At 44.8% G+C, this 25,210-nt stretch carries 19 protein-coding genes; 6 read left to right on the forward strand and 13 right to left on the reverse strand.

Features of this window, described 5'->3' with window-relative positions; genetic code table 11:
- Positions 1-3: 3 nt before the first annotated feature.
- Positions 4-1,341, forward strand: coding sequence for a GGDEF domain-containing protein (locus tag H9L11_RS13105; RefSeq protein WP_205390821.1), 1,338 nt, complete (start codon positions 4-6; stop codon positions 1,339-1,341).
- A 143-nt stretch (positions 1,342-1,484) separates the two neighbouring features.
- Here the strand turns inward: H9L11_RS13105 and H9L11_RS13110 are convergent, their stop codons facing one another.
- From H9L11_RS13110 to H9L11_RS13120, 3 genes are all read right to left on the reverse strand, one after another.
- Positions 1,485-2,855, reverse strand: a complete 1,371-nt coding sequence (locus tag H9L11_RS13110; RefSeq protein ID WP_130546003.1) for a DASS family sodium-coupled anion symporter — start codon at positions 2,853-2,855, stop codon at positions 1,485-1,487.
- A gap of 219 nt (positions 2,856-3,074) precedes the next feature.
- On the reverse strand, positions 3,075-3,809 hold the full coding sequence (locus H9L11_RS13115) for an ElyC/SanA/YdcF family protein (protein ID WP_205390822.1): 735 nt from the start codon (positions 3,807-3,809) through the stop codon (positions 3,075-3,077).
- Positions 3,810-3,963: 154 nt separating this feature from the next.
- Positions 3,964-5,652, reverse strand: a complete 1,689-nt coding sequence (locus tag H9L11_RS13120) for an NAD-dependent malic enzyme (RefSeq protein ID WP_005377977.1) — start codon at positions 5,650-5,652, stop codon at positions 3,964-3,966.
- Positions 5,653-5,865: 213 nt separating this feature from the next.
- Here H9L11_RS13120 and H9L11_RS13125 point away from each other — a divergent pair, with 213 nt between their 5' ends.
- The 3 genes from H9L11_RS13125 (at position 5,866) to H9L11_RS13135 (ending at position 10,889) form a co-directional block, all read left to right on the forward strand.
- A complete protein-coding gene (locus H9L11_RS13125) occupies positions 5,866-8,220 on the forward strand; it encodes a helicase-related protein (protein WP_205391104.1) in 2,355 nt (784 codons plus the stop codon).
- 288 nt (positions 8,221-8,508) lie between these two features.
- Positions 8,509-8,886, forward strand: coding sequence for a hypothetical protein (locus H9L11_RS13130; RefSeq protein WP_005388859.1), 378 nt, complete (start codon positions 8,509-8,511; stop codon positions 8,884-8,886).
- Between the two features lie 329 nt (positions 8,887-9,215).
- Positions 9,216-10,889 (forward strand): alkaline phosphatase D family protein, encoded by a 1,674-nt coding sequence (locus H9L11_RS13135; RefSeq protein WP_138939964.1) that lies wholly within the window; start codon positions 9,216-9,218, stop codon positions 10,887-10,889.
- 78 nt (positions 10,890-10,967) lie between these two features.
- Here H9L11_RS13135 and H9L11_RS13140 read toward each other — a convergent pair whose 3' ends face one another.
- From H9L11_RS13140 to H9L11_RS13170, 7 genes are all read right to left on the reverse strand, one after another.
- Positions 10,968-12,071: a phosphoribosylaminoimidazolesuccinocarboxamide synthase gene (locus H9L11_RS13140; RefSeq protein WP_085569567.1), complete on the reverse strand. Its 1,104-nt coding sequence runs from the start codon at positions 12,069-12,071 to the stop codon at positions 10,968-10,970.
- A 204-nt stretch (positions 12,072-12,275) separates the two neighbouring features.
- Positions 12,276-12,668, reverse strand: a complete 393-nt coding sequence (locus H9L11_RS13145; protein ID WP_005377962.1) for a SulA-like leucine-rich domain-containing protein — start codon at positions 12,666-12,668, stop codon at positions 12,276-12,278.
- A 410-nt stretch (positions 12,669-13,078) separates the two neighbouring features.
- A complete protein-coding gene (locus H9L11_RS13150; RefSeq protein ID WP_005377960.1) occupies positions 13,079-13,261 on the reverse strand; it encodes a hypothetical protein in 183 nt (60 codons plus the stop codon).
- Positions 13,262-13,438: 177 nt separating this feature from the next.
- Positions 13,439-14,413, reverse strand: a complete 975-nt coding sequence (locus H9L11_RS13155; RefSeq protein WP_017634859.1) for a molecular chaperone DnaJ — start codon at positions 14,411-14,413, stop codon at positions 13,439-13,441.
- Positions 14,414-14,489: 76 nt separating this feature from the next.
- Positions 14,490-15,149 (reverse strand): OmpA family protein, encoded by a 660-nt coding sequence (locus H9L11_RS13160; RefSeq protein WP_005377956.1) that lies wholly within the window; start codon positions 15,147-15,149, stop codon positions 14,490-14,492.
- Positions 15,150-15,366: 217 nt separating this feature from the next.
- Positions 15,367-16,062, reverse strand: coding sequence for a DUF2786 domain-containing protein (locus tag H9L11_RS13165; protein ID WP_005377954.1), 696 nt, complete (start codon positions 16,060-16,062; stop codon positions 15,367-15,369).
- 208 nt (positions 16,063-16,270) lie between these two features.
- Entirely contained in the window at positions 16,271-16,951 is a 681-nt protein-coding gene (locus H9L11_RS13170; RefSeq protein ID WP_005388843.1) for a DUF3334 family protein, read from the reverse strand.
- A gap of 261 nt (positions 16,952-17,212) precedes the next feature.
- Here H9L11_RS13170 and H9L11_RS13175 point away from each other — a divergent pair, with 261 nt between their 5' ends.
- Positions 17,213-20,248 carry an FAD-binding and (Fe-S)-binding domain-containing protein gene (locus H9L11_RS13175; protein WP_005377952.1) on the forward strand — a complete coding sequence of 1,012 codons (3,036 nt, stop codon included), beginning with the start codon at positions 17,213-17,215 and terminating at the stop codon, positions 20,246-20,248.
- A gap of 73 nt (positions 20,249-20,321) precedes the next feature.
- Positions 20,322-20,783 carry an isoprenylcysteine carboxylmethyltransferase family protein gene (locus H9L11_RS13180; protein WP_054576439.1) on the forward strand — a complete coding sequence of 154 codons (462 nt, stop codon included), beginning with the start codon at positions 20,322-20,324 and terminating at the stop codon, positions 20,781-20,783.
- A 110-nt stretch (positions 20,784-20,893) separates the two neighbouring features.
- On the opposite strand, the gene H9L11_RS13185 is transcribed toward H9L11_RS13180, so the two are convergent.
- From H9L11_RS13185 to hutU, 3 genes are all read right to left on the reverse strand, one after another.
- Positions 20,894-21,619: a DUF3581 domain-containing protein gene (locus tag H9L11_RS13185; protein ID WP_017821813.1), complete on the reverse strand. Its 726-nt coding sequence runs from the start codon at positions 21,617-21,619 to the stop codon at positions 20,894-20,896.
- 334 nt (positions 21,620-21,953) lie between these two features.
- A complete protein-coding gene (gene hutH, locus H9L11_RS13190) occupies positions 21,954-23,489 on the reverse strand; it encodes a histidine ammonia-lyase (RefSeq protein ID WP_054866110.1) in 1,536 nt (511 codons plus the stop codon).
- A gap of 11 nt (positions 23,490-23,500) precedes the next feature.
- Positions 23,501-25,198 carry a urocanate hydratase gene (gene hutU, locus H9L11_RS13195; protein WP_054578031.1) on the reverse strand — a complete coding sequence of 566 codons (1,698 nt, stop codon included), beginning with the start codon at positions 25,196-25,198 and terminating at the stop codon, positions 23,501-23,503.
- Between the last annotated feature and the right edge of the window lie 12 nt (positions 25,199-25,210).

Consider the following 25,210-nt stretch of genomic DNA (forward strand, 5'->3'; position numbering starts at 1 on the left):
CCCATGAAGTGGATCCATAACTTTATCTTTGCTCTTTCTATTTGCACTATCAGTTTGGTTGCCCTTTATAGTGTGCTTGGCGATACGCGAAAGCTGACCATTACACCTGAGCATTTCAATATCTATGCAACTAAAGATGCCAGTGAAGGAGGTGTGAGTGAGGCTGATATCACATACGATCGGCAAAGCCTAGTTCTTAGCTGTGAACTAAAGCAGAGCTCGTATGCTTGGCCTTACTGCGGAATCTCGGTTTATACCGATTCAGCAACGCCAACACAGGGTATTGACCTTTCCAACTACCATACGATTCGATTGAAGGTGCGATATGAAGAGGCAGGAATAGGGGCTAACCCTAGCCACGACCTACGTTTGTATCTTCGCAATTATAATTCTGAGTATTCCAAGCCGGACGACGAGTACACCATTAAATATAATGGCATGCAGTTTTCTCCGTCGGGTTCGATCGATATTGTCGAAATTCCGATTAAAAATCTTCAGGTGATGACCTGGTGGTTAGCAGATAACGGAGTCGCGATTGAGCACTCTGCACCTGAATTTTCAAACATCACACGTATTGATATTGCAACTGGGTCTGGTGCGGCACTTGGTAAACATAGAATTGTGATTGATAAAATTGAGTTTGAAGGCGCTTACCTTGCGCAAGAAACATTGTTGTATGCATTATTACTCTCTTGGATGGCGCTTGGACTGGCTTTTTCACTGCATGAGTTACGAAAAAATAGAGTGGCTTATGAAAAAGCGCAAAAGCGTCACCGTCATTTGGAAAAGGTGAATGATACTTTGCGAGCTCAAAACTATGAGTTTGCAGAGTTAGCGCATCGAGATGCTTTGACGGGCACGATGAACCGATATGCTGTGCAACACTGGCTGGAACAACAATCTCGTCAGGTTCGCTGGGGGCATAACACCTTCAGTATTCTCTATTTGGACTTGGATAAGTTTAAAAAGGTGAACGACAAATTTGGGCACCAAATGGGGGATGACATATTGCGCGAATTTGTCATGGTGGTAGCGACTTCTATTTACTCAGACGATCGACTCGTTCGTTGGGGCGGCGAAGAGTTTGTCGTATTTTGCCCTGATACCAATATTGAACAAGCGTTAGAGAAGGCAGAAATGATTCGCAAAAATGTGGAGGATCATTTGTGGGTGCACGGTGAATCATTAACTTGCAGTATTGGCGTTGCCCAAATGCAGAATGAACGCGTCTCAGAAACCATGGCGAGAGCTGACGAAGTGTTGTATCAGGCGAAGCGCAATGGTCGCAACCGAGTGGAAGCTCATTATGGTTTACTTGCTTGCGAAAAGAAGCAAGCCTGATAGTGGTTCACTAAAAGGAAAGAAAAAAGGTGGCCAACTGGCCACCAAGAGGGAAACTGCTGAACACCACTTAGGGGGGGAAGTTTGGGTTATCGATACGATTACCGTGAGCAGCAGTGTAATGCTAATCGAACTTGCTATTTTTACCAGAACAACCAAGCGAAAAGCGTTAGTGCAGCAATACAGGCAATGTTTAATACGAAACCAATTCGCATCATTTCTTTTTGCTTGATATGACCCGTACCGAACACAATCGCGTTTGGAGGTGTTGCAACTGGTAACATAAATGCACAAGATGCAGCGACGGCAATCAGTGCAGAAAGAATAACCGGAGACATGCCTAAGGCTTCTGCAATGGTCGCAAATACAGGGACAAGTAGTGCAGCACTGGCGGTGTTACTCGCAAACTCAGTTAAGAAGACAACAAAAGCAACCACTGCAAGAATCGTTAAGAGAATACCAGCTTGCTCAAGGAAGCCTGACAAGCTATGAGCCAAAAATACGCTTGTTCCGGTTGTTTTTAGGACGTTACTCAAACAGATACCACCACCAAATAGGATTAACACACCCCAGTCGGTTGTTTTCTCGATATCTTTCCACTCGACGGCGCGAGAAGCACCAAGTAGAAGGATGGCGCCAATAGCTACAAGAGTATCGAACTTCGCGAAGCCACCCAGCATAGCGTTAATAGGCTTACTGAATATCCACAACGTCACGGTCAGTAAGAAAATCGCCAACGTAATCATTTTGCCGTTTGTCCATTCGACTGGTTGATGGTCAAGGTCAAACTTGTGGCTAAGGTCAGGCTTAGTCATCGTGTACAATACGAGGATAGCGATTGGCATTAATACTAGGGAAATAGGTACACCAAACTTCATCCATTCAGTGAAGCTAAGGCCAACTTCAGCTGCTGCAATTGCGTTTGGTGGGCTACCAACCAGTGTTGCAATACCACCAATTGAAGCACTGTAAGCGATACCGAGTAGAACAAACAAAAAGGTGTTGTGGTTTTTCTTGGCGTCTAGCTTTGTCATCACACCCAGCACAAGCGGTAACATCATCGCGGCGGTGGCGGTGTTTGAAATCCACATTGACAGGCCAGCACTCACACCAAATAGCATGAATACAGCGACAGACATTTTTCCTCTTGCCAGCAATAGTACTTTATCTGCAATAGCTTGATCTAGCTTTTGTTTATGTAGAGCCGCAGCTAGTGCAAAACCACCCAAAAATAGAAAAATGATGGAGTTGGAAAAGTTATTCAGTGCGGCTTGAGTGTTGAACACACCCAAAAATACCGCAAGTAGTGGTATGAGCAGCGCAGTAATGCTGACGTGAATCGCTTCGGTTAGCCACAAAATAGCAACAAAAACTAAGATGCTCAGGCCGGTTACTACTTGTGGTTCAAAGGGTAAGGTATTAAACAAGATAATGAACAATAGGATATTCGCGTTCAAAATCATGCTGTTGCGAGTGAAGAACCAATTCTTCAATGTCACAGCGAGTGCGGTCATGGGTAGTGCTCCTTTTGCATTGCCTTTTGTCGGTTTTTTTATGGCAAAGTAACTGACTTGTAGTTATTTATTGATGAAATGTTACTTTGAATGCGAAAAAGAGTTTTGCCTGAATCGTAGAGCAAATTAGAAAGTGTGATGTTGAGAATTGGAAATGGGTAGAAAACTACCCATTTGTTTTATAGAAATGTTACTAGGCTTGTGAGCCACGTTATTCCTCTATTCGACGGGGACTTGAAGAGGCTCGTTATCTGCTTTATTTGGCTCTTTTACTGCAACGATAGGTTCTTGAGGGCCAAGGAACTTAGGCTGCGTATTGATAATGTACAGGTCTAAAAACGCTTTCACACGGGCTAGCAGTTCTCGAACACGCATCGATGTTTTTTGCTTGTTGGCCGTCGGCCCTGCTACCGCGAGACACTGGGCATCAATGCTGTAAGCATCAGCGATGAACAGTGCGCGTTCACAGTGAAAGCGCTGAGTCACAATCAGAAATCGCTCCGAAGCAAAAATTTTTTTCGCTCGTACAATCGAATCTAAGGTACGAAAGCCAGCATAATCAAGGTGAATCACTTCTTCAGGCACGCCTGCTTTAAGTAAGTCGCGTTTCATTGTCCACGGTTCGTTGTATGAACGGTGGGCGTTATCACCACTCAATAAAAACTGTTTTACTTTGCCTTGGTTGTAAAGCTCAATCGCCGCATTAATGCGATGAGTGTAGTAAGTGTTGAGGATCTTTCCGATGTATTTACTGGTACCAAGAACTACGGCAACCTCATGTTGAGGGATTTGCTCGTATTCAGTGAAAATGCTCTCTTTGGCTTGTAAAACCACCCACCGGTCGATGGCAATAACAGAAACAAGCAGACTAAGTGCAGAGATCGACAAAATCAAAGCAAATCGCTTCCAGGAAAATTTCAGCTTCCACTTTGATCTTATGCGAGAAAACAACAAAACGTTTTATATCCTTAACTAAAAATGTAGTTCTCATCATATCTGATAGAAACAAAAAGAGAGAAGCCCATTTATGCCAAAATCTGGTTAGGATGATAAAAAAATAAAAGCCCCTACATGGTAGGGGCTAATTATTAAACGAATTGTCTCAAGCTTAGAACGCAGTGCGTTTGTAACGGCGGTAAACAGGTTGCCAGAACGACTGTTCAATCGCCACGTTCAATGCTTCATCAGTAATTTCTAATGCGACACCTTGTTCAATTGCCTTTTTACCAACGGCAAATGCGATTTTTTTCGATACTAAGTGGATCTCTTCTAGTGGTGGAAGTAGAGCCCCACGACCGTTGATTGCTAGAGGAGAACATGTTGCGAGCGCGCGGCTTGATTCCATTAGCATCTCGTCAGTGACACGTTTTGCATTGACAGCAAGTACACCAAGGCCAATGCCTGGGAAGATGTAGCTGTTGTTACATTGTGCAATAGGGTAAGTGCGACCTTCATGAACCACTGGCTCAAATGGGCTACCTGTTGCAACCAGTGCTTCACCATTTGTCCAACGAATGATGTCGTTCGGTGTCGCTTCCACGCGGCTTGTTGGGTTCGACAGTGGGAAGACAATCGGACGCTTACAGTGTTTATGCATTTCTTCGATGACTTCTTGGCTAAATAGGCCAGGCGCACCAGAAACACCAATTAGTACCGTTGGCTTGGCGTTACGCATAACATCGAGTAGTGAGAAGCCATTTCCTTCATTTTCCCACTCTTTCGTATTGGTATGCTTTTGCACCAAGCGTTGTTGGAAATCAAGAAGGTTAGGCATGCCTTCTTGTAACAGACCCCAACGGTCAACCATGTAAACTTGTGAGCGAGCTTGCTCGTCAGAAATTCCTTCCGATACCATTTGTGCGATGATCGCTTCTGCGATACCACAACCAGCAGACCCTGCGCCTAGGAAGGTAATACGTTGTTTAGAAAGCTGGGTTCCTGCTGCTTTACAAGCTGCAAGTAGAGAGCCAACAGTAACAGCAGCAGTACCCTGAATATCATCATTGAAGCAACACACGCGGTCTTTGTAACGCTCAAGAAGAGGCATCGCATTTTTCTGAGCAAAGTCTTCGAACTGGATCAAAGCATCAGGCCAACGGCGCTGTACCGCTTGGATAAACTCTTCTACAAATGCATCGTATTCTGCACCCGTAATACGAGGATGACGCCAACCCATGTACATCGGATCAGCTAAGCGTTGCGGGTTATTGGTACCCACATCAAGCACGATTGGTAGCGTGTAAGCAGGGCTGATACCACCACACGCGGTATATAGTGACAGTTTACCGATAGGAATACCCATGCCGCCGATACCTTGGTCACCCAAGCCAAGGATACGTTCGCCATCTGTCACAACAATCACTTTAACGTTGTGGTTTGCTGCGTTGTTCAGCAAGTCGTCAATACGGTCACGGTTCGGGTATGAAATGAACAGACCACGACCACGACGATAAATGTTAGAGAAGTTTTCACATGCTGCGCCAACAGTCGGTGTGTAGATGATAGGCATCATCTCAGAAATGTGATTTTGCACTAGGCGGTAATACAATGTTTCGTTGGTGTCTTGGATATTACGCAGATAAATGTGCTTATCCATATCGCTTTCGAAACTTTTGTATTGCTGGTAGGCACGTTCCACCTGCTCTTGGATAGTTTCGGTCGACTCTGGAAGCAGACCTTCTAAGTTGAATGAACTACGTTCTTCAGCAGAGAATGCACTGCCTTTGTTCAAAAGAGGGGTTGCTAAAAGAGCCGGACCCGCATATGGAATATATAGTGGGCGTTTATCGTTGTTCATTGGGTGCCTTATGTAGGGTTGAAGGATGCGCACCAAATTTTAACGGGTTCACTATTTAGTTGTAAACATGCGTTGATGCACATCAATGTAATGTCGCAAAAAAATTCAGATACCGACGAAAATATCGGCAATATTGGTTGTTTAGAGATACCTAAAGCAGGATTTTTTTACTTGGGTATAATGTTTTGCATCATCAAATCAAATCCAATTTCTATGTTTCAACTACCTATCGACAGCCTGCAAGCCGAGTTTGACCATCATGTAAGCCTTAACCATCTTGTGGTGGAAGCCGAAACCGGGTCGGGTAAATCTACCCGCTTGCCCATGTGGGCGGCAAAACACGGACGCGTTCTGGTTATTGAACCACGTCGAATTGCTTGTACCTCGCTGGCTGAATTTCTTGCGGAGCAATCAGGAGAGCCAATGGGTCGCAAAGTCGGTTACGCGATCAAGCTTCATGCCTACTTTGATGAAAAAACCGAAGTTGTATTTGTGACTCCGGGGGTTGCACTGCGTTGGTTTTCGGAAAACAAGCTAGCAGACTTTGATGTCGTGATAGTGGACGAATTTCACGAGCGACGCTGGGATATTGATCTATTAACCGCCATTTTGAAGCAAGAAAATCAACATCGATTGATCGTCACTTCCGCTACCTTAGAAGGCGAAAAGCTTGCTCGTTACCTGAATGCTAAGCGCCTGAGTTCGGAGGGACGTTGCTTTCCAGTCACGGTGACACATCGTTCTACAGACAGCCGCTATTTACCGAACAAAAAGGGATGTGAACAGGAGGTTGTCGGAGCGGTAAAAGAAGCACTGGAAGATGAAGATGGCGATATTCTTGTTTTTCTCCCAGGACGCAAAGAGATCACCCAATGCGCGCAGATGCTACAAAGCAGCAGTGATGTCATGGTGGTTAAACTTCATGCCTCGGTCAGTGATGAAGAACGACATCGTGCGTTGACGGTACAAAAGCAACGGAAAGTCGTATTGGCAACCAACGTCGCGGAAACCTCTCTGACCATTCCTAATATCCGTGTGGTAATCGATAGTGGTTTAGAGCGCAGAACTGTACAACGAAATGGACGTACAGCACTGACATTAACCAACATTTCTAAGGCCAGTGCCGCGCAGCGAATGGGGCGAGCAGGTCGCGTTACCGAAGGGGCTTGTATTCGTCTATATGGTGAGCACGCGCCTTTAGAGTTGGTGACACCTCCAGAATTACACAGAGAAGAGCTCGTCGAGCCCATGCTGGCAGCGGCTTGTTGTGGGTACCGTCTCTCAACACTCGATTTTCTCGACTCAATTCCAGAAAAGTCGCTAGAGGCATCTCATTCGACGTTGTTATCCATGGAAGCGATTGATGAGGATGGCAATGTCACGCAGCACGGGAGAAAAGTATATCCACTACCCATTGATGCACTGTTTGCCGATCTCGTTACCAGAATTCAAGCGAAGCCAGAGAAGGAAGCAATGATTGATTTGGCTGCCGCCTTATCTGTGCCTGCGCAGCTCTATCAGCGACAAAGTGGTGAAGTTGCTGAGCTTCTATCTCAAGAGGAGCCATACGGATGTGATGCCTCTTTGTTGATCCGTTTGGTTCGGGGGGAGCGACTTCCGGGCATTGTCATTGATGCCAGCGCACTCGAAGAGGCACAAGGTTTAGCGAAACAAATGCGAGAAGTATTTGAATTACCGGAACTTGACGTTGCCTCTCGATATAAACGTCAAGCGCTCTTTTTCTCCATCGCCTCATTGCACCCTGAGCTTGTGTTTGTCCGACGAGCTCGTCGAAGGGATGCTCTAGGAAATGGCGTAGTCGAGATGCTGGTTGGGCGTAACAGCCGCTTTCCTGACAAAGAAGAAGCGGCAATCGTGCTAGACAGCCATAGCGTGCCAGGACGAGGCGTTAAGCAAACACTGAACCTCGCATCGGTTATGATGCCTATCCCGCTGACATTATTACGCGAACTTGAATTTGGGGAGTGGCAACAAGGTGAGACGAATTATGAAGAAGATACGCCAAGAGCAACAATGCACTTGGTCTACGCCGGGCGAACAATCTGTACTGAACATCAAGCGTTAAAAGGTGATGTTGCTGTTCATTCTATTGTCGAAATGATAGAAGACGAGACACTGTTACCAGGTTTTGCTTCTCAAAGAAAACAGCAAATCCAACACTGGAAACTCTACAACGCATTGGGCCTTAATGTCGAAGGAGAAGAGGTTAACGACTTGGCCTCCTTGACATTTTCTAGCTGGTTAAAGGATCAGTTGGAAACATTAGGCGTTGAAAACATCGATGATATGGCGTTGTTTGAACCAGAAGACTTAACATTTAACGGTGTTCCAGAATGGGAATACGACGATTTCACGGAGCAGTACCCTTTAGAACTTTTGCTGCCAGAACTCCAACTAGATGTCGAGTATTACGCGTCTCGCAAGCTGGTACAGGTCGTTTATCGAGAGGGAAACCGTAAGGGAGACCCGAAGCGTTGGGAGCTGCCACGTTGGGCGGGTTGGAAGATACAGTATAAAAAGGCCAGTCGAGTGATTGATGTAAAGTAGGTCGGCGGATGACGTTGTGACAAGAATTGATATTTTCTTGGTGAATCTATAATAATTTCATATTGATAGCGTTACTTGCGTGTTGTTTTTAGTTTCTTAATTGAAATATTAATCAATTGAATGCTTATATATGGCGAAGCTGTACATCAGTTGTTACAAAGCTGGTTTTAATATTTCCTTTTGTATGTAAATTAGGGCATAAAAGACGAATGTTTTATATCCCATTGCTATATCAAAACAGTTGAACGATATTTGGTATATCTCATTTTCGAGTGTCGGGGGCATAGAATGGATCAACAAGGAAAGACGTGCATTGAATTCGACTACACTAGCTTTTTAGGAGCGACAGGTAGTAAAAAATGGACCTTTTTAGAGGCATTTGCCACCATCGCGCCTATTTTCGGTTTGATGTGGAAACAGAACATTGCGGAATTGCGCAAGCCTGAAGATCGGTTGTGGGATGCCGCATTAAAATCGATGTCTTCTCGTAAAAGTGATGAATCCAATTTGGTCCGCTTAACCCAGCTAGCTAAACATGAAGGGATCAATGAATTGCGAGTCGTTATGCCATATTCGCTCGATGTTCAGCAAATCGAGTACATAGAATCTCGCAGTCAGTTGAAGGTGGATACGTCAGAACAAGATGTCCTTAACATCAAGTTTTAGGCTGAGCATTTCCACTTCATCGATGTACCACTTAACAATAGTGCAATGAAAAGCGACCTCAAAGTAGGTCGCTTTTTTATTTTGAGGTTTTTGTCACAGGTCTTGGAAGTGTGATGAATATAGAGTATTTGCACTTAAATTAACAAAAATGTAACGTTTGGAAATGCAATTGTCATAACTAGCTTCTAACTTTGTGTTTTTAGGACAAATTACCGACTAAGTGGTTGGTACTGTAAGTTCGAATTAACGTCCCTTATTGGCACACAAGGATGATTGAGTCACCACGTCATTTGGGCATAAAAACAAACACAATAAGAAAGGAAGTCAATATGTCTTTGTCTCGTCGAGACTTTATGAAAGCTGCCTCTTCAACGGCGATTGTTACCGGGCTGGTGGGCTGTGGTAGCGATGCTAGTGAATCTGTTGCGGTTACCTTTGAGCACGGAGTGGCGAGTGGAGATCCTACTCAAACACAAGTAATCATTTGGACTCGTGTTACAACCTCAGCGAGCTACGCAGATGTAAGCTGGCAAGTTTCATCTAACGAAAATTTTACTGATATCGTGCAAAGTGGCACTTTTGCCACAGACACGAGCCGAGATTTCACGGTAAAAGTCGATGTTCAAAATCTCAACGCAAATTCTCGTTACTACTATCGATTCATGGTTGGTGATGTCACTAGCGAAGTCGGGCAAACTCAAACATTACCAGAAGATGGTGTAGAAAAGGCATCCATGGCGGTTGTTTCTTGTGCAAACTATCCTGCTGGCTATTTCCATGTGTACCGAGAGATTTTAAATCAACATGAGCAAGACCCGTTTGATGTGGTGCTTCATCTCGGTGATTACATATATGAGTATGGTGCTGGTGGCTACGCTAATGAAGATGCTGAGGCACTAGGGCGAGAGCCAAGCAAAGGCACTGAATGCATTACCTTAGATGATTACCGAAAACGGTATGCGCAATATCGCCAAGATGCTGATCTGCAAGCGTTACATGCGAGCCTACCAATGATTGCTGTCTGGGATGACCATGAGCTTGCAAATGATACTTGGAAAAATGGTGCGGAAAACCATCAAGAAGAGGAAGGCAGTTTTAATGATCGTCGTGCAGCTGCGGCTGCCGCGTGGACAGAATGGTTGCCCGTTCGTGAAAACACTTTCTCAAACATGCTGATTTACCGTCAGTTTTCGTTTGGAAGTTTAGTCAATTTGATGATGCTCGACACGCGACTTGTGGGGCGTGATAAACCGTTGGATTATTTCTCGCTCAGCTCACCAACGATGGAAGCTATTGGCGGTTTAGTTGCTCAGTCGCGCAGTCAAGACCGAGAGCTGTTAGGCGCTGACCAACTCGCTTGGCTGATGGATGTGTTCAGTACGCACGACGCAACTTGGAATGTGCTAGGGCAACAAGTGTTAATGTCTCGTATGGAGTTGCCAAGTTCGGTTATGACCGCGATGTTTCAATTGTTTACTGCCACTGAAGAACAAAAAACAGAGGCGTTATTAGCGGTAAACTCTGCGATTACGGGTTATCTCTCTGACCCAAGTTTAGATACCATTGCTTTGCCATATAACCTAGATGCATGGGATGGTTACTACGTTGAGCGAGAGAGCGTTTATCAACTGGCCAAAGCCAGCAGTGGTAACTTTGTCTGTTTGGCAGGAGATACGCACAACGCATGGGCAAGTGAGCTTAAAGACATATCTAAGCATCCTATCGGGGTAGAGTTTGCGACTAGCTCGGTGAGTTCCCCTGGGTTAGAGGCCTACCTCGCGTTAGACCCTGTCGCGATCGCTCAAATGGAATACACGCTGCCGCACTTAGTGTCAGAATTACAGTGGGCAGACATCAAACAGCGTGGCTTTATGCGCGTTACTTTTACGCCCGACAAGGCAGAGTCGACCTGGTATTTCGTATCAACGATTAAAGACAAAACATATCAGGTGACGACTAAGTCAGCCTTTACAACAGATGGCACTACGTTAAACATCAGCTAAACTGAACCTAATATGAAAAAAGTCCGCAAGCTAGTGCGGACTTTTTATTGGAAAGCGTTTAGCAATCTAGCGACAGTGCTAGTCAATCAATCCGTATTCTTTGCTCAGAACTTCGATGATTTCCGCTTTCGGATTCTCACTCAAATGAATCGGCTTGCCTGTAATCTTCTCGGCAATACCAATGTAGGTGCTCGAAATCGCCATCAAAGATTCGACGGGTAAAGCATTATCACGAGCGAGTGCTTCACGCTCTGGCATACGTTCTTTGTTTAGCAAGATATCTGGGTCAGGGAAGTGGTTAAGTAGGAACTGGCGGAAACCTTCTTTTGAGTTCTCTACGATGTGACCTGCTTGGTACTCTTTAGCATCCCATATACGAGACGAGTCTGGTGTACCCACTTCATCCATGTAAATCAGCTTTTCATTGCCAGCAGCATCATGAACATAACCAAATTCGAATTTGGTATCGACAAAGATTTGGTCGATTTCTTCTAACGCTTGGCTGATAACGTTAAAGCCTTCTTTCAGCAATTTTTCGTAGAGTGCGATATCGTCAGCGCTTGAGAAGTTAAATGCTTCGTAGTTGTCTACGATGTTTTGACGAGTAATATTTACGTCATCCGCTTCTGGCACACCGGGAATGCCTTTTAGAATGCCTTTTGTGGATGGGGTCATTAGCAACTCTGGCAGTGCTTTGTCTTTTCCTAACCCTTCAGGAAGTTGGATTCCACAAAACTCGCGCTCGCCATTTGCGTAAGCGCGCCACATCGAACCCGTGATGTATTTGCGGCAGATGGCTTCGATTTTTACCGGTTTGGCTTTTTGTACAATCCAAACAAAAGGGTGAGGAATGTCTAGAATATGGCTATCTGCTAAGCCATTTTCTTTGAACAGTTTGAACCAGTGATTAGAAATCGCATTAAGCGCAGCCCCTTTACCCGGGACACCATTAAGACCACCTTCAGCATGCCAAATACAATCGAATGCAGAGATTCGGTCGCTAATCACCATGATAGCCAAAGGCGCATCTGGAGCGACATCGTATCCTTTTTCTTTGATCAGTCGGGCGCTGTCTTCTTCAGTTAACCAGTAAACTGAACGAACTTTTCCACTATGAACGGGTTTATGGGTGCGAATTGGCAGGTCGTCATTGACGGCAAGTACTTGATTAGCAAGGCTCATTGCGACATTCCTATCATCTTAATCAAACGTCAGAAAGAGAAGATATTCAGCAAAATGTGGGCGCTGAATAAATCGAATGTGGGCATCATACCAGAACTATTTTAACTCGCCAGAGAAAAAGCAAACGTTTGCTTGTTTTCTTTAATACAAAAAAATGCCCCCTTAAAAAGGAGGCGAGATGCAGGATGGATAACGTCGAACTTATTAGTGGTACTTATTAACTCTGCCTTCGACGAAAAAGACTTCACACTGATAGCGCTGCGCCATGTCGCGCAACATAGATTGATTCATAAGTGCAATTTTATTTGATGCAACAACAGCACTGGCATTGCCTGATCGGATGGCTTTGATCACGATCTCGACTTCTGAAAGCTGTTGAGAGGGCTTCATTTGAATAACGTTTTTACAGCAAATATTAGAAGCAGTGAGTTGTTCAAAGTCTGGACGAGGGCAGTCTGCTGTAAACAAAATCCATTGTTTCTGCTGCGATAAAACAGCCAGCTTAGATAGAAGCTGATCCGAAACGGCCATGGGCTTAGTTGCTTGTGCCAATACGTTGTAACGAGAGTATGTATGAGATTGACTTTGTAACTGCATCTTACTGTTCCTTTATACATGCTGTATGTGTATACAGTAGTTTGTTTTGGTGACCTGATCAACCAGTTTCTCAAAAGTTATTTGCGGTTTTTTGAGAAGGAAATAAAAGGATTTGATTCTAAGTAATTGAATTTATGTGGTTGTTTTTCATTTTTGATATGTCTAACATCAATTTAAAAATGTGAGGTGAGTAGAAAACTGGACGAGAGACATACAGGGGTTTACTACTGTATATACAGGTGTTTTTCACGGACAATGGTTTGTATACAGTGGGAGAGGGCTGATAACCGATGCGACGTGCTATGTAAGATAGGAGGGAATACGAGATAGAGATTGGAAATAGGCTTGGGCGATCAAAAAAGCGCCTTAAAAGGCGCCTTTGAAAATCAGTTCCGTTGATTCCGTCTTGCTTAGCTCGCTCGTTGCAAGCGTTCGCGCATTTGTAATTCGCCTTGGTTAAATAGGCGCACGTCGATTTTCGCCATATCGTAGCAAGCTTTACATGAGTAGTGGTGCTTGCCATCTAAATAATCGTGACGAGTTACAAGGCTAGGTTTTTTACACCAATCACAGGTGCCTTCTTCAGTGAACATTGATTTTCTCCCCACCTAGATTAATTTGAGTCGTTAGGTGTTATTTTGCGCCGGGCATTATGGCATAAAAGCGCGACTTAAGTTAAATGTCTGTTAATTTGTTTGAGAGGGAGATCGATTGCGGCGCTTGATTATATAGGTCTAAAAGCATGCTAGCCAAAGTATCCTAACCTATTTTTACTGTTTTGTAACATTTTGTGAGACGAGCTTAAAGGCATGATTGAGTCGCTTCATTTCTTCTTCACTGCCTCTTGTGTCAGGATGATAAAGCTTTGATAGCTGTCTATAGCGTAGCTTGATTGCTTGTAAATCAGGGATGTGTTGTGGTGTGTAGCCAAACATAGCACACGCGACGCTTAGCTTATGGTTCTCTGCCTGGGTTTTGGATTTCTTAAACTCTTTGAATACTTTCTCTAGCTGGCGTTTCAGTTGCTTGTTCGTAAACTCTAGCTCTTTTATTTTTTTCGCCATTCGTTGATTTTGGCTTTCCTCTTTGGCTTCAAGCGCTTTTCTATTCTGCTTAAGTTTCTTGATTACGAGAAAACTTAAGCCGCTGATGATGAGTATCGCCGCTAGCCAGATCAGCCATAAAAACTGCGAGTGTTCTACTTTGGGGTTTGCAACTGTGCTTTTCTCTTCCTGTGCTTGCTCAGCCTTTTTATCGAGCGACTTTATTTGCGAGACTTGTTTAGCTCGCAGTTGGTTGAAGCGCTGCTCTAACAGTTGATTATAAGCTTGTTCTGCTGCTGGATTATGCTGAGAAGCCATTTGATACAAGGCTTCAGTCAATTGAGAAGTTGTGACCTTATCTGGATTGCGCTGAATAAAATCGGCGAGAAGAAAGCCACGATCGGTTGGGTCATTGAGTGCGATAGAGGTTAGCCAATATAACGCTTGTGTTTCATTTTTTTCGCCATTTATCCCTTTAGCAAAGTCGTTCGCGAGCTGTTTTTGTGCAGGGAGGTAACCTTGGTTGGCGGATTGCTCTAGCCAGTAGCGCGTTTCTGGTGAGGCTTCAGCTTCGTTTGATGCCAATAATTGTTGTGCGTACTCGTATTGTTCGATGGGGTCATTTGGAGCTTGAGAGGCAAGTGAGTAGCCAGAAAAGCTGAGGCTAAATAAGCAGAGTAGGGCAGACGTTTTGACAGACATTAATATGTCAGGCCTAACGATAATGGTTAGGCCTGCTCCGGTAATTTTTTATTATTACCGTTATGGTGCAACCAAATTACTTCAGTGGCAAGATCTGGATTTCAACACGACGGTTGCACGCACGACCTTCAGAAGTTTGGTTTGAGCAAATTGGGTTACGTTCGCCGTAGCCGCGTGCAATTGCACGACCAGGTGCAACGTTTTGAGATACTAGGAATTGACGTACGGACTCTGCACGGCGCTCTGACAACGTTTGGTTGTATGACTCACTACCTGTGCTATCCGTGTAACCGTCAATAACGAGACTGGTATCTGGGTACTCAACTAGGATGCGAGCAACACCGCGTAGAGTGTTATGGATACTAGCATCAAGCTGGTAAGAGCTTGAAGAGAAGCCGATACCGTTTTCCATACGCAGTAAAAGCTGATTTTCACCAACACGCTGAACTTGTACGCCAGAGTTTAGCAAAGCGCGACGTAATTCCGCTTCTTGTTGGTCAAAGTAGTAACCAACGCCAGCGCCAGTCGCTCCGCCTGCGGCTGCACCAATGAGTGCATGCTGACGACGTTCTTTAGCATCATCACCCGTTGCTAGGCCGATTGCTGCGCCAGCGATCGCACCAATAAGCGCGCCTTGCGTGGTGGAGTTAGTTTCGTATTCACCCGTTGTTGCATTTTGGCGTTGAGTGGCTTGACAGCCAGTAAGAGCTAGCACTAGAGCTAGTGCAATAGGCATCTTTTTCAAGGGAAAATCTCCGTATAAAACTGAGGCGAAACCATGCCTCATAATGGGATGCGAATTATGAATAAACAAGCATTAATATTTGTTATGAGAAAGTAAGATTGATAAGAGTTTCTGTAAGAAAATTCCTATCAATACTGCCAAAGCTCTCAAAGTAAGCCCTATAGACATCGAAGTCATGGGTGCTTATGTGAATCCTTTACTATTCTGGCTATTTCGATGAATCGCCCAACATTTTGCGTGCTTGTTCGCCGCCCACTCCACGGTTAACTGAAACCTTTCTACCTTTCTTTAAGCCCACTTCGTAGTCTTCAGTTAGGTTTTTCATCGCTTCTTTCAATTGCTTCTTGAACGTTTCGCGGTCAATGTTTTGGAATTCTTTATCAATATAGTCATTAATTTTATTGGCCGACTCTTCATCTGGAGAAATAATTGGCAATTTTTCAATCGCGCCTTCCACCCAGCCAGATACAAATGAGTTCACACGGCGAGTCACTTCCTGAGAAGAGGTGCCGGTGCCAGCAAAGCTGTTTCGGAATTGTCCGGTACTTTCGTTCATCTCGCGATAAACAATATCGAAAGCAAATGCAGCAAAAATAGCGCGATCTGCTTCACCGATAAATTCGACACGTTTGAGCCCTTTGTGATTCAACAATACTGCTTCGACACCGAATTTTGTGTTAATGCCGCGAATCACTCGCAATATGGTAGAACTGATGTTCGCTGGTAGCAGATGAGAAGATTGTGTTTTTCCCATTCTGATGAACTCAATATCGTCTTTATCGAGACCATATTTAAGCATGAGGCGATGTGCCATTTTGATAGCATTGGCAGCCTCATTAACATTAGCGGAATTGCCCAGTTCTAAGCACTTGGCGATTTTTTTCAGAGCTTTTTGTTTATCCATCGACAACCAGTAACGAAAGCAGAAAATTTATGAAGTCAGATATATTACCTTTTTTGACATAAAAACGAAATACAAGGTGGGACTGAAGATAATTTCTGCACATAAAAAGAAGCCTCGCATTAAGCGAGGCTGGCGTTTTAGTTCGTCGTAATCAGTATGAAGCCGTACTTGTGTCTAAGAAGCCATTCTTCATTAAGATTCGTTAGAATTACAACCCGAGCTGGTTGAGCAAGTCATCGGCATCATCGTTTGATCCCGACGATTTAGATTCTTTCTCAGCCAACTGTTTACGTGTTGCCTCTAAAATGTCGTCTGGGTTTTCGTCTTCAGCAACTTCAAACTCTTCCAGTTGGATGAACTCAGTTTTATCCATTGCTAGCTCGAGATAGAAAATATTGTTGTTTTCGGTGGAGAACGTCACTCTGCGCGCTTGAGGGCGGTCAAGGTTGGTATCAACTTGTAAGATAACTTGCTTATTCAGCGCCAGCATTTTTGGTTGGTTTTGTGTGATGTTCGTTTGCAGGTCTTTACGAATTTTATTAGTGAAGTCTCCGACCAGTTGATTCATGAGTTCACCCAGAACATCGCCTACCTCGTCAGAAGTATGAGATATTGCCAGTTCTTCTTCTGGCATGCCCATATTACGCATGTAGTTGGTGTAGATCTCCAGTGCGGCTTTTGCCGTAAAATTAATCACAACTAGCCCGGTAAATCCGCCATCAAACAGAACAAAACAGCCAAAATCTGGTTTGAGGCTAGTCTTGTGGATTTTTTGCACCATTGCTGAATAATTTACTTGAGAAGATGTCGCCGAAGTAAGTACGCCAGAAACAGACTGGCAAAGTTTGAGAAGGATATCTTCAGTGGTCACAATTTTATTTTTTTTCATTCTGAAAACTCATCTAGAAACGCGATTCGTTCCCCAATGTAAGGCATCAAGCGTGAAAAAATAAAGCATAAGTTTAATTATTGTATCGAGATTCTGATTTGCTCGTCTTTTTAAATGTTGTAAAGTGACGAAATTCAAAGAATATTACTTCACTAACTCTTTTGTGGTGTTTTTTCGCTTAGCGCCAATTTGTATGAGAAGTGAGCAAATAATTACACAACCCGCAGCTGATCGGATCAGCGTCGTAGGGGCAGGAAGCAAATGTTACCAAGATTACACTCGCAAACTGATGTCGATCCTCTTGTTCTTAGTTTTCTGAAAGAGCTTGAGCACGCCGGATTCACTGGTGATATCGAAAGCCAATATTCAAGTCGACTAGCGGTTGCCACTGACAACAGTGTTTACCAGCAACTTCCTCAGTCTGTCGTTCATCCCAAAACGACAGAAGATGTTTCTCTCCTCGGGAAACTGAGCAATAAAGAAAAGTACGAACGAATTACCTTTTCACCTCGTGGTGGCGGCACGGGGACCAATGGTCAGTCGCTAACCAAAGGTATTGTGGTGGATATGTCTCGCCACATGAACAAAGTGCTTGAGATTAATGAGAAAGAAGGCTGGGTTCGTGTACAAACTGGTGTAGTGAAAGACCAGTTAAATGACGCAGTTCGCCCTTATGGCTACTTCTTCTCTCCAGACTTATCTACCAGTAACCGTGCAACGATTGGCGGCATGGTCAACACCGATGCTTCTGGTCAAGGTTCTCTGAAATACGGAAAAACATCCGATCATGTTTTGTCGCTACAAGCGGTGTTTGCTGATGGCTCAGTTTTAGAATCAGACCTGTCCAACGGCTACCCAAAAGAAGACGAGTTTGCTGCCAAGGCGCTACGTGTAACGGAATTCGTATGTCGTGAAAAACGCCAGCAGATCGTAGATAAGTTTCCTCCTCTTAACCGCTTTTTAACGGGCTACGATTTAAAAAATGCCTTGAATGAAGACGGTGACCGTTTCGATATCACACGAGTACTTTGCGGCGCGGAAGGTTCATTGGCATTTATTACCGAAGCAAAGCTGAACCTGACGCCAATTCCGAAAGCGCGTACGTTGGTTAACGTTAAATACAACAGCTTTGATTCTGCACTGCGTAATGCACCGTTTATGGTAGAAGCGAAAGCGCTGTCTGTAGAAACCGTTGACTCAAAAGTGCTTAATCTCGCGAAGCAAGATATCGTTTGGCACACCGTGAGCGATTTACTTACCGATGTTCCAAATAAAGAGATGCTTGGCATCAATATGGTGGAATACGCAGGTCAGGACGAAGAGGAAGTTGCTGCTCAGGTTGCAGCGTTGACCGCCAAGCTCGATACCATGTTGGAAACAGAAGAAGCGGGCATTATCGGCTACCAAGTTTGTAACGATGTAGCGAGCATTGGGCGTATTTACAACATGCGTAAAAAAGCGGTGGGTTTGTTAGGCGCAGCAAAAGGTCGTGCTAAACCGGTCGCATTCGCTGAAGATACCTGTGTGCCACCAGAAAACCTGGCGGACTTTATTGTAGAGTTTCGAGAACTGTTAGACAGCAAGTCTCTGAATTACGGCATGTTTGGTCACGTCGATGCTGGGGTGCTTCACGTACGTCCTGCGTTGGATTTGTGTGACCCGCACCAAGAAGCATTGATGCACGAAGTGTCTGATGAAGTGGTCAAGCTGGTGGCGAAATACGGTGGTTTGATGTGGGGTGAACACGGCAAAGGTTTCCGTTCAGAATATGGCCCTGAGTTTTTCGGCGACGAGTTGTTTACTGAACTGAGACGTGTGAAAGCGGCATTCGATCCACACAACAAAATGAACCCGGGCAAAATCTGTACACCGCTGGATAGTGATGCAGAGCTTGTCAAAGTTACCGATACCAAACGTGGTTACTATGACCGTCAGATTGACGTTCAAGTACGTGACAGCTTTAAACAAGCGATGGAATGTAACGGTAACGGTTTGTGTTTTAACTATGATACCAGCTCGCCAATGTGTCCATCGATGAAAGTAACAGCCGATCGTCGTCATTCACCAAAAGGTCGTGCAGGTTTGGTTCGTGAGTGGTTGCGTCAGCTTACTGAGCAAGGCATTGATATTCTTGACTTAGAAAAACAAACACTAGAAAACAAAACATCAATCAAAACCATGATTGACCGCGTACGTCATTCTATCAATCGTCGTCACGAGTATGACTTCTCTCACGAAGTGTATGAAGCGATGAATGGTTGTTTGGCGTGTAAAGCGTGTGCGAGTCAGTGTCCGATTAAAGTCGATGTTCCGAGCTTTCGCTCGCGCTTTTTAAACATCTATCACTCTCGTTACCAACGTCCTGCAAAAGACTATCTGGTTGCGAACATTGAGACTATGCTGCCGATGATGGCGAAAGCGCCAGGTGTCGTAAATGGTGTTTTGAAGCAGTCGTGGGTGAAAAGTTTAACGGCATCTACGGTCGGGTATGTCGATGCGCCGTTGTTATCAGTACCCACCTTGAAACAACGAGTAGAGTCGCTGACAACGCCTTATGATCTGCAAGCGCTCAGTGGTTTGTCTTCGTCTGAAAAGAGCAAGCATGTTTTAATTGTTCAAGACCCATTCACTAGTTACTACGACGCTGATGTCGTTGAAGACTTCGTTAAGTTATTGAAAAAGCTGGGTATGAATCCGGTGCTTCTGCCGTTTAAGCCGAATGGTAAAGCACAACACATTAAAGGGTTTTTACGTCAGTTTAAGGACACAGCAGCCGACACAGCGAAGTTCTTGGCGATGGTAGCGGATCTGGATATTCCATTAGTTGGCGTCGATCCTGCTTTGGTGCTGTGTTATCGAGATGAATACGCTGAAGTGCTTGGCAGTAAGCGAGGTAATTTCGATGTACTAACAGCCCACGAATGGCTTTACCCAAGACTAGAAGCGTTTGAAAGCGGAGAGCATAAGGCGCAGGAACCTTGGTATCTGTTTGCGCACTGTACTGAGAAAACCAAAATGCCAAATGCGGAAAAAGAGTGGGGCGCTATTTTTGCTCACTTTGGTGCAGTTTTGAATACGGTACCTGTTGGTTGTTGTGGTATGGCGGGTACGTTTGGTCATGAGGTTGATAAGTTGTCGATGTCGAAAGATATTTACAATTTAAGCTGGAAGCCAAGCTTAGATAAGTTGGATAACGAGAGATGTTTGATTACAGGCTATTCTTGCCGCAGCCAAGTGAAACGCTTTGAAGGAACGAAGCCCAAGCATCCCGTTCAGGCATTGTTAACTTTGTTGTAATCGGACTAGATCAAGCCCAGTTTTACTGGGCTTTTTAGAAACCGTATTTAGACCCTTTCAAAGGATATGAATCTTGAGAAAACTTGAACTCAAAGTCCCACCTGTTGTGGTGTTTTTGCTAGTCATACTTTTGATGTACGGACTTAAAGTTTTGACGCCGAGCATGAACATTCGAGTACCCTTTGTTGAATTTGTAGTAGGTGTATTAACTTTGTTGTCTGGCTACATGGGCATTGCTGGCGTGTATGAATTTCGCAAAGTAAAAACCACAGTGAACCCAGTAAAACCTGAAGCGGCATCTTCTGTTGTAAGAACTGGTGTGTTTGCCTTTTCACGCAACCCTATGTACATGGCATTATTGCTTCTAATCATAGCAACTGGTTTGTGGTGGCAGCACTTGAGTGTGGTGCTTTGTGGCGTGATATTTGTCAGTTATATGAATCGGTTTCAAATCAAGCCTGAGGAACGCGTTTTAGAGCGATTGTTTGGTGAAGAGTATGTGGATTATAAAAACCATGTTCGTCGTTGGCTCTAAGCATTGCGTTTAGTTTTGTTTGGATGAGACATAAAAAGAAAGCCCAACGGTCGACGTTGGGCTTTCTTTTAGTAAACACGTTTTTTGTGCGCTTCTGATAGGGCAGTCTACTAGGCTGCCTTAACGAACTTTGCTAGGAATGCATCCTTACGTTCATTAAAGCGGCGTACAAGGTCATCAACCGCTTCTTGGTCATATGGCTTCAAGCCACTTGCAACCATGCGCTTAATACCTTTACCAACGACTTCACCGTCTTCTTTAAACGCAAAGTTTAAGGTGACTACACCTCGTTTTCCTTCTACGTCGAATGTTGCGCCAGTGAAATCCACCTCTGGATGCGTAAGGTCTAAGCGTGAAAATTCGACTTCCATGCTTTCATAAATAACTAATGGACGCTGGCAGTTGATCATCATTTGCTTCTCTTCCATAAGAGGAACCATGATGTGAGGGAAGTTCATACCAGAAAATTGCACGTAATTTGTCACTACATGCTCAATAAATGCCGGATCGTGGTTAGTTTCACCTTCACGGGACATGTGTAAGTATTCTTTACCTGCCTCGTCAACAACAGCGCTTTCTTTGTCACACTTATTTTCAATATGAAGTGCTACACCATCGTTTACCATGCCAGAGAAGTTAAAACGCATCTTTTGGCTAACGCCTTCTTTACTGAGAAGCACAGCGAAAAGTAAATCCCCAGGGACACAAAAGCGTTTGTTGTCTTCATCATGAATTGGGTTGTAGTCACCTGCGACACGTTTTGCAAAGTGGCTTGCTTGTTCGCGAGTGAACTGAAACTGGTGATTAGTGTTTGAAAAATAAGGTGTTAGAAACATAATTTTTACGTAGTAACCAAAACTGTGTGGGATTATATGCGAATATCTGCGTAGCAATGGTCCATCCAGTGAAAACTTCACCGTATCCTAACAATAAGACACTATTTCGGCGGATAAACCGTTAAAAACGCATACTTTAGCAACGCTTTTATTTGTGAAAACAATAAACAACGACCTTTTCGCTCGCCTATCTTGTAAAGTATAGCCATCAAAGTAGACAGGCGTTCATAAATAGTGCCATCAATATGTTTAATCGTATATAAAAAGGCTCCACGCAGAACGTAGAGCCTTCAAGTCATTATCTGTTTATTCGATGAAATCCAGTTATGCTTGGTTATTGAACACTTGGTAACAAGCTCTCTGGCATGAGCGTGTTGTGAATAGCCAGCTTAAGCAGAGTATTTGCCTGTTCAATGTCTGGAGCAAAGTAGCGATCTTTATCGTAGAACGATACTTTTTCACGCAACATTTGTTTCGCAATCTCAATACGCTCAGAGGACTTGTTTGGCGCTCTAAAGTCTAGGCCTTGTGCTGCTGAGAGGTATTCGACAGCCAGAATACCGCGAGTGTTTTCGCCCATTTCTTTCAATCTGCGAGCCGCGAATGTTGCCATTGAGACGTGATCTTCTTGGTTTGCAGATGTTGGCAAGCTGTCTACTGACGCTGGGTGAGCGAGTGTTTTGTTTTCACTTGCTAACGCAGCGGAGGTAACCTGAGCAATCATGAAACCAGAGTTCACACCACCATTGTCGACTAAGAACGGTGGCAGTTTTGATAGCGCGCTATCGATAAGTAATGCCATACGACGTTCAGACAAGCTGCCGATCTCGGCAATCGCAAGTGCTAGGTTGTCGGCTGCCATTGCAACAGGCTCCGCGTGGAAGTTACCGCCAGAGATGATGTCACCATCTTCAGCAAACACCAACGGGTTATCTGATACGGAATTCGCTTCTACTTGTAGTACTTCCGCCGCATTGCGGATTTGCTGTAAACACGCACCCATCACTTGAGGCTGACAGCGCAAAGAATACGGGTCTTGTACTTTTTCACAGTTAGTGTGCGAATCACCTATTTCACTCGATGTGTCTAACAAATGACGGTATGCGAGTGCTGCGTCCATTTGGCTGCGATGACCACGTACACGGTGAATGCGCGGATCGAATGGACGTCGGCTGCCGAGAGCGGCTTCAACAGACATTGCACCACAAACGGTTGCTGACGCGAAAAGGTCTTCCGCGATAAACAGGCCTTCCAATGCGAACGCTGTGGATGCCTGAGTCCCATTTAGTAGCGCTAAGCCTTCTTTTGGCGCCAGAGTGATAGGCTCTAGACCTGCGATTTTTAAAGCTTCTTGCCCGGAAATGATATTACCGTTGTGGCGAGCTTGTCCTTCTCCCAGTAATACTGTGCTCATATGGGCTAGAGGAGCTAAGTCACCTGATGCGCCAACAGAGCCCTTTTTAGGTACGCAAGGGTAAACTTGTGCGTTGACTAGGTCGGTCAGCATATTAATGACTTTTAGGCGAATCCCAGAAAAGCCACGAGACAGACTATTGATTTTTAATACCATCATCAGACGAACCGTTTCATCTGACATAAACTCACCGATACCTGCCGCATGAGAGAGAACGATACTGCGTTGCAGTGTTTCTAAATCTTCTGGTGCTATTCGTGTGTTAGCCAATAGCCCAAAACCAGTGTTAATTCCGTAAACCGTTCGATCTTCCGCGATGACTCGGTCTACGACCTGTGTGCTTTCTTCAATGGCCGGAATGGCTTCAGGATCCAAAGTAAGGTTGACTGGTGAACGGCTCACTTGGCGTAGTTCGTTTAAGCTAATATGACCTGGCTTTAGCGCTAAATTTAACATCTCTTTCATCCTTACTTGAGCTTCTTCAGTTCTTCGTTGAGCATTGGCAAATCTAGCCCTTGCTCTGCTGCACATTGTTTAGCGATATCGTATCCCGCATCAGCATGACGCATCACGCCTGTTGCTGGGTCGTTATGCAGCACGCGGGCAATACGTTGTGAGGCATCTTCACTGCCGTCACAGCAGATAACCATACCTGAGTGTTGCGAGAAGCCCATACCTACGCCACCGCCGTGGTGCAGTGAAACCCAAGTTGCGCCGCCCGCCGTGTTGAGTAGCGCGTTTAATAATGGCCAGTCTGATACGGCGTCAGAACCGTCCATCATACCTTCGGTTTCACGGTTCGGGCTTGCTACAGAGCCAGAGTCTAAGTGATCTCGACCAATGACAACGGGCGCTTTAAGTTCGCCATTTTTCACCATTTCGTTGAATGCTTGACCAAGACGCTCACGATCTTTAAGACCAACCCAGCAAATACGCGCAGGTAAACCTTGGAACTGGATGCGTTCGCGAGCCATATCTAGCCAGTTATGTAAGTGCGGATTATCTGGAATTAGCTCTTTTACTTTTTGGTCGGTTTTATAAATGTCCTCAGGATCGCCAGAGAGAGCAGCCCAACGGAAAGGACCGATACCTTCACAGAATAGAGGACGAATGTAGGCTGGAACGAAGCCAGGGAAATCAAATGCGTTTTCTACGCCTTCTTCCAAGGCCATCTGGCGGATGTTGTTACCGTAGTCGAGTGTTGCGGCGCCGCGATTTTGCAGCTCTAACATCGCTTGAACTTGCACAGCCATGGATTTTTTCGCTGCTTTTACGACCATTGCTTCATCTTGCAAACGCATTTCTGCTGCGTGAGACATGCTCCAGCCTTGTGGTAAATAGCCATTGAGCGGGTCGTGTGCAGACGTTTGGTCTGTTACTACATCAGGCGTGATATTACGTTCTACCAGCTCAGAGAAAACGTCTGCTGCATTACCTAGTAGACCAACCGATACTGGTGTGTCTGACTCTTTAATGATAGCTAGCGCTTCATCTAAAGAAGTCGCTTTCTTATCGACATAGCCTGTACGTAGGCGGTAATCGATACGTGACTCATCACACTCTACTGCAATCATGGAGAAGCCCGCCATTGTACCAGCGAGAGGTTGAGCACCACCCATGCCACCGAGACCACCTGTTAGAATCCAACGGCCCTTTGCTTCACCGTCAAAGTGTTTTTTTGCAACAGATACGAACGTTTCGTATGTGCCTTGTACGATACCTTGCGAGCCAATGTATATCCAGCTGCCAGCGGTCATTTGGCCGTACATCATCAAGCCTTGTTTATCGAGCTCGTTGAAGTGTTCCCAGTTTGCCCAATGCGGAACAAGGTTTGAGTTTGCGATAAGCACGCGTGGAGCATTTTTATGAGTAGGGAAAACACCAACAGGCTTGCCTGATTGAACTAAAAGCGTTTGGTCATCTTCGAGTCTTTCAAGTACTTCAACAATCTTGTCGTAACATTCCCAGTTTCGCGCTGCTCGGCCAATGCCGCCATATACAACCAGTGAATGTGGATGTTCTGCAACATCAGGATCAAGGTTGTTCATCAGCATACGAAGAGGGGCTTCGGTTAGCCAAGATTTTGCGCGCAGTTTATCTCCGTGAGGTGCACGAATTGTTCTGCTTGTATCAAGTCGTGGATCTTGTCCCTGGCGCTGTGTCATTTCAGACTCCTT

It is taken from the genome of Vibrio sp. sp1 (genome assembly GCF_016920955.1).
In the GTDB taxonomy this organism is placed as follows: Bacteria; Pseudomonadota; Gammaproteobacteria; order Enterobacterales; family Vibrionaceae; genus Vibrio; species Vibrio alginolyticus.

Excerpts from the sequence above, each read along its gene's own strand:
- H9L11_RS13105 (WP_205390821.1), top strand. The coding sequence starts at position 4 with ATGAAGTGGATCCATAACTTTATCTTTGCTCTTTCTATTTGCACTATC.
- H9L11_RS13110 (WP_130546003.1), bottom strand. The coding sequence starts at position 2,855 with ATGACCGCACTCGCTGTGACATTGAAGAATTGGTTCTTCACTCGCAAC.
- H9L11_RS13120 (WP_005377977.1), bottom strand. The coding sequence starts at position 5,652 with ATGAACAACGATAAACGCCCACTATATATTCCATATGCGGGTCCGGCT.
- H9L11_RS13125 (WP_205391104.1), top strand. The coding sequence starts at position 5,866 with ATGTTTCAACTACCTATCGACAGCCTGCAAGCCGAGTTTGACCATCAT.
- H9L11_RS13130 (WP_005388859.1), top strand. The coding sequence starts at position 8,509 with ATGGATCAACAAGGAAAGACGTGCATTGAATTCGACTACACTAGCTTT.
- H9L11_RS13135 (WP_138939964.1), top strand. The coding sequence starts at position 9,216 with ATGTCTTTGTCTCGTCGAGACTTTATGAAAGCTGCCTCTTCAACGGCG.
- H9L11_RS13140 (WP_085569567.1), bottom strand. The coding sequence starts at position 12,071 with ATGAGCCTTGCTAATCAAGTACTTGCCGTCAATGACGACCTGCCAATT.
- H9L11_RS13145 (WP_005377962.1), bottom strand. The coding sequence starts at position 12,668 with ATGCAGTTACAAAGTCAATCTCATACATACTCTCGTTACAACGTATTG.
- H9L11_RS13150 (WP_005377960.1), bottom strand. The coding sequence starts at position 13,261 with ATGTTCACTGAAGAAGGCACCTGTGATTGGTGTAAAAAACCTAGCCTT.
- H9L11_RS13155 (WP_017634859.1), bottom strand. The coding sequence starts at position 14,413 with ATGTCTGTCAAAACGTCTGCCCTACTCTGCTTATTTAGCCTCAGCTTT.
- H9L11_RS13160 (WP_005377956.1), bottom strand. The coding sequence starts at position 15,149 with ATGCCTATTGCACTAGCTCTAGTGCTAGCTCTTACTGGCTGTCAAGCC.
- H9L11_RS13165 (WP_005377954.1), bottom strand. The coding sequence starts at position 16,062 with ATGGATAAACAAAAAGCTCTGAAAAAAATCGCCAAGTGCTTAGAACTG.
- H9L11_RS13170 (WP_005388843.1), bottom strand. The coding sequence starts at position 16,951 with ATGAAAAAAAATAAAATTGTGACCACTGAAGATATCCTTCTCAAACTT.
- H9L11_RS13175 (WP_005377952.1), top strand. The coding sequence starts at position 17,213 with ATGTTACCAAGATTACACTCGCAAACTGATGTCGATCCTCTTGTTCTT.
- H9L11_RS13185 (WP_017821813.1), bottom strand. The coding sequence starts at position 21,619 with ATGTTTCTAACACCTTATTTTTCAAACACTAATCACCAGTTTCAGTTC.
- hutH (WP_054866110.1), bottom strand. The coding sequence starts at position 23,489 with ATGTTAAATTTAGCGCTAAAGCCAGGTCATATTAGCTTAAACGAACTA.
- hutU (WP_054578031.1), bottom strand. The coding sequence starts at position 25,198 with ATGACACAGCGCCAGGGACAAGATCCACGACTTGATACAAGCAGAACA.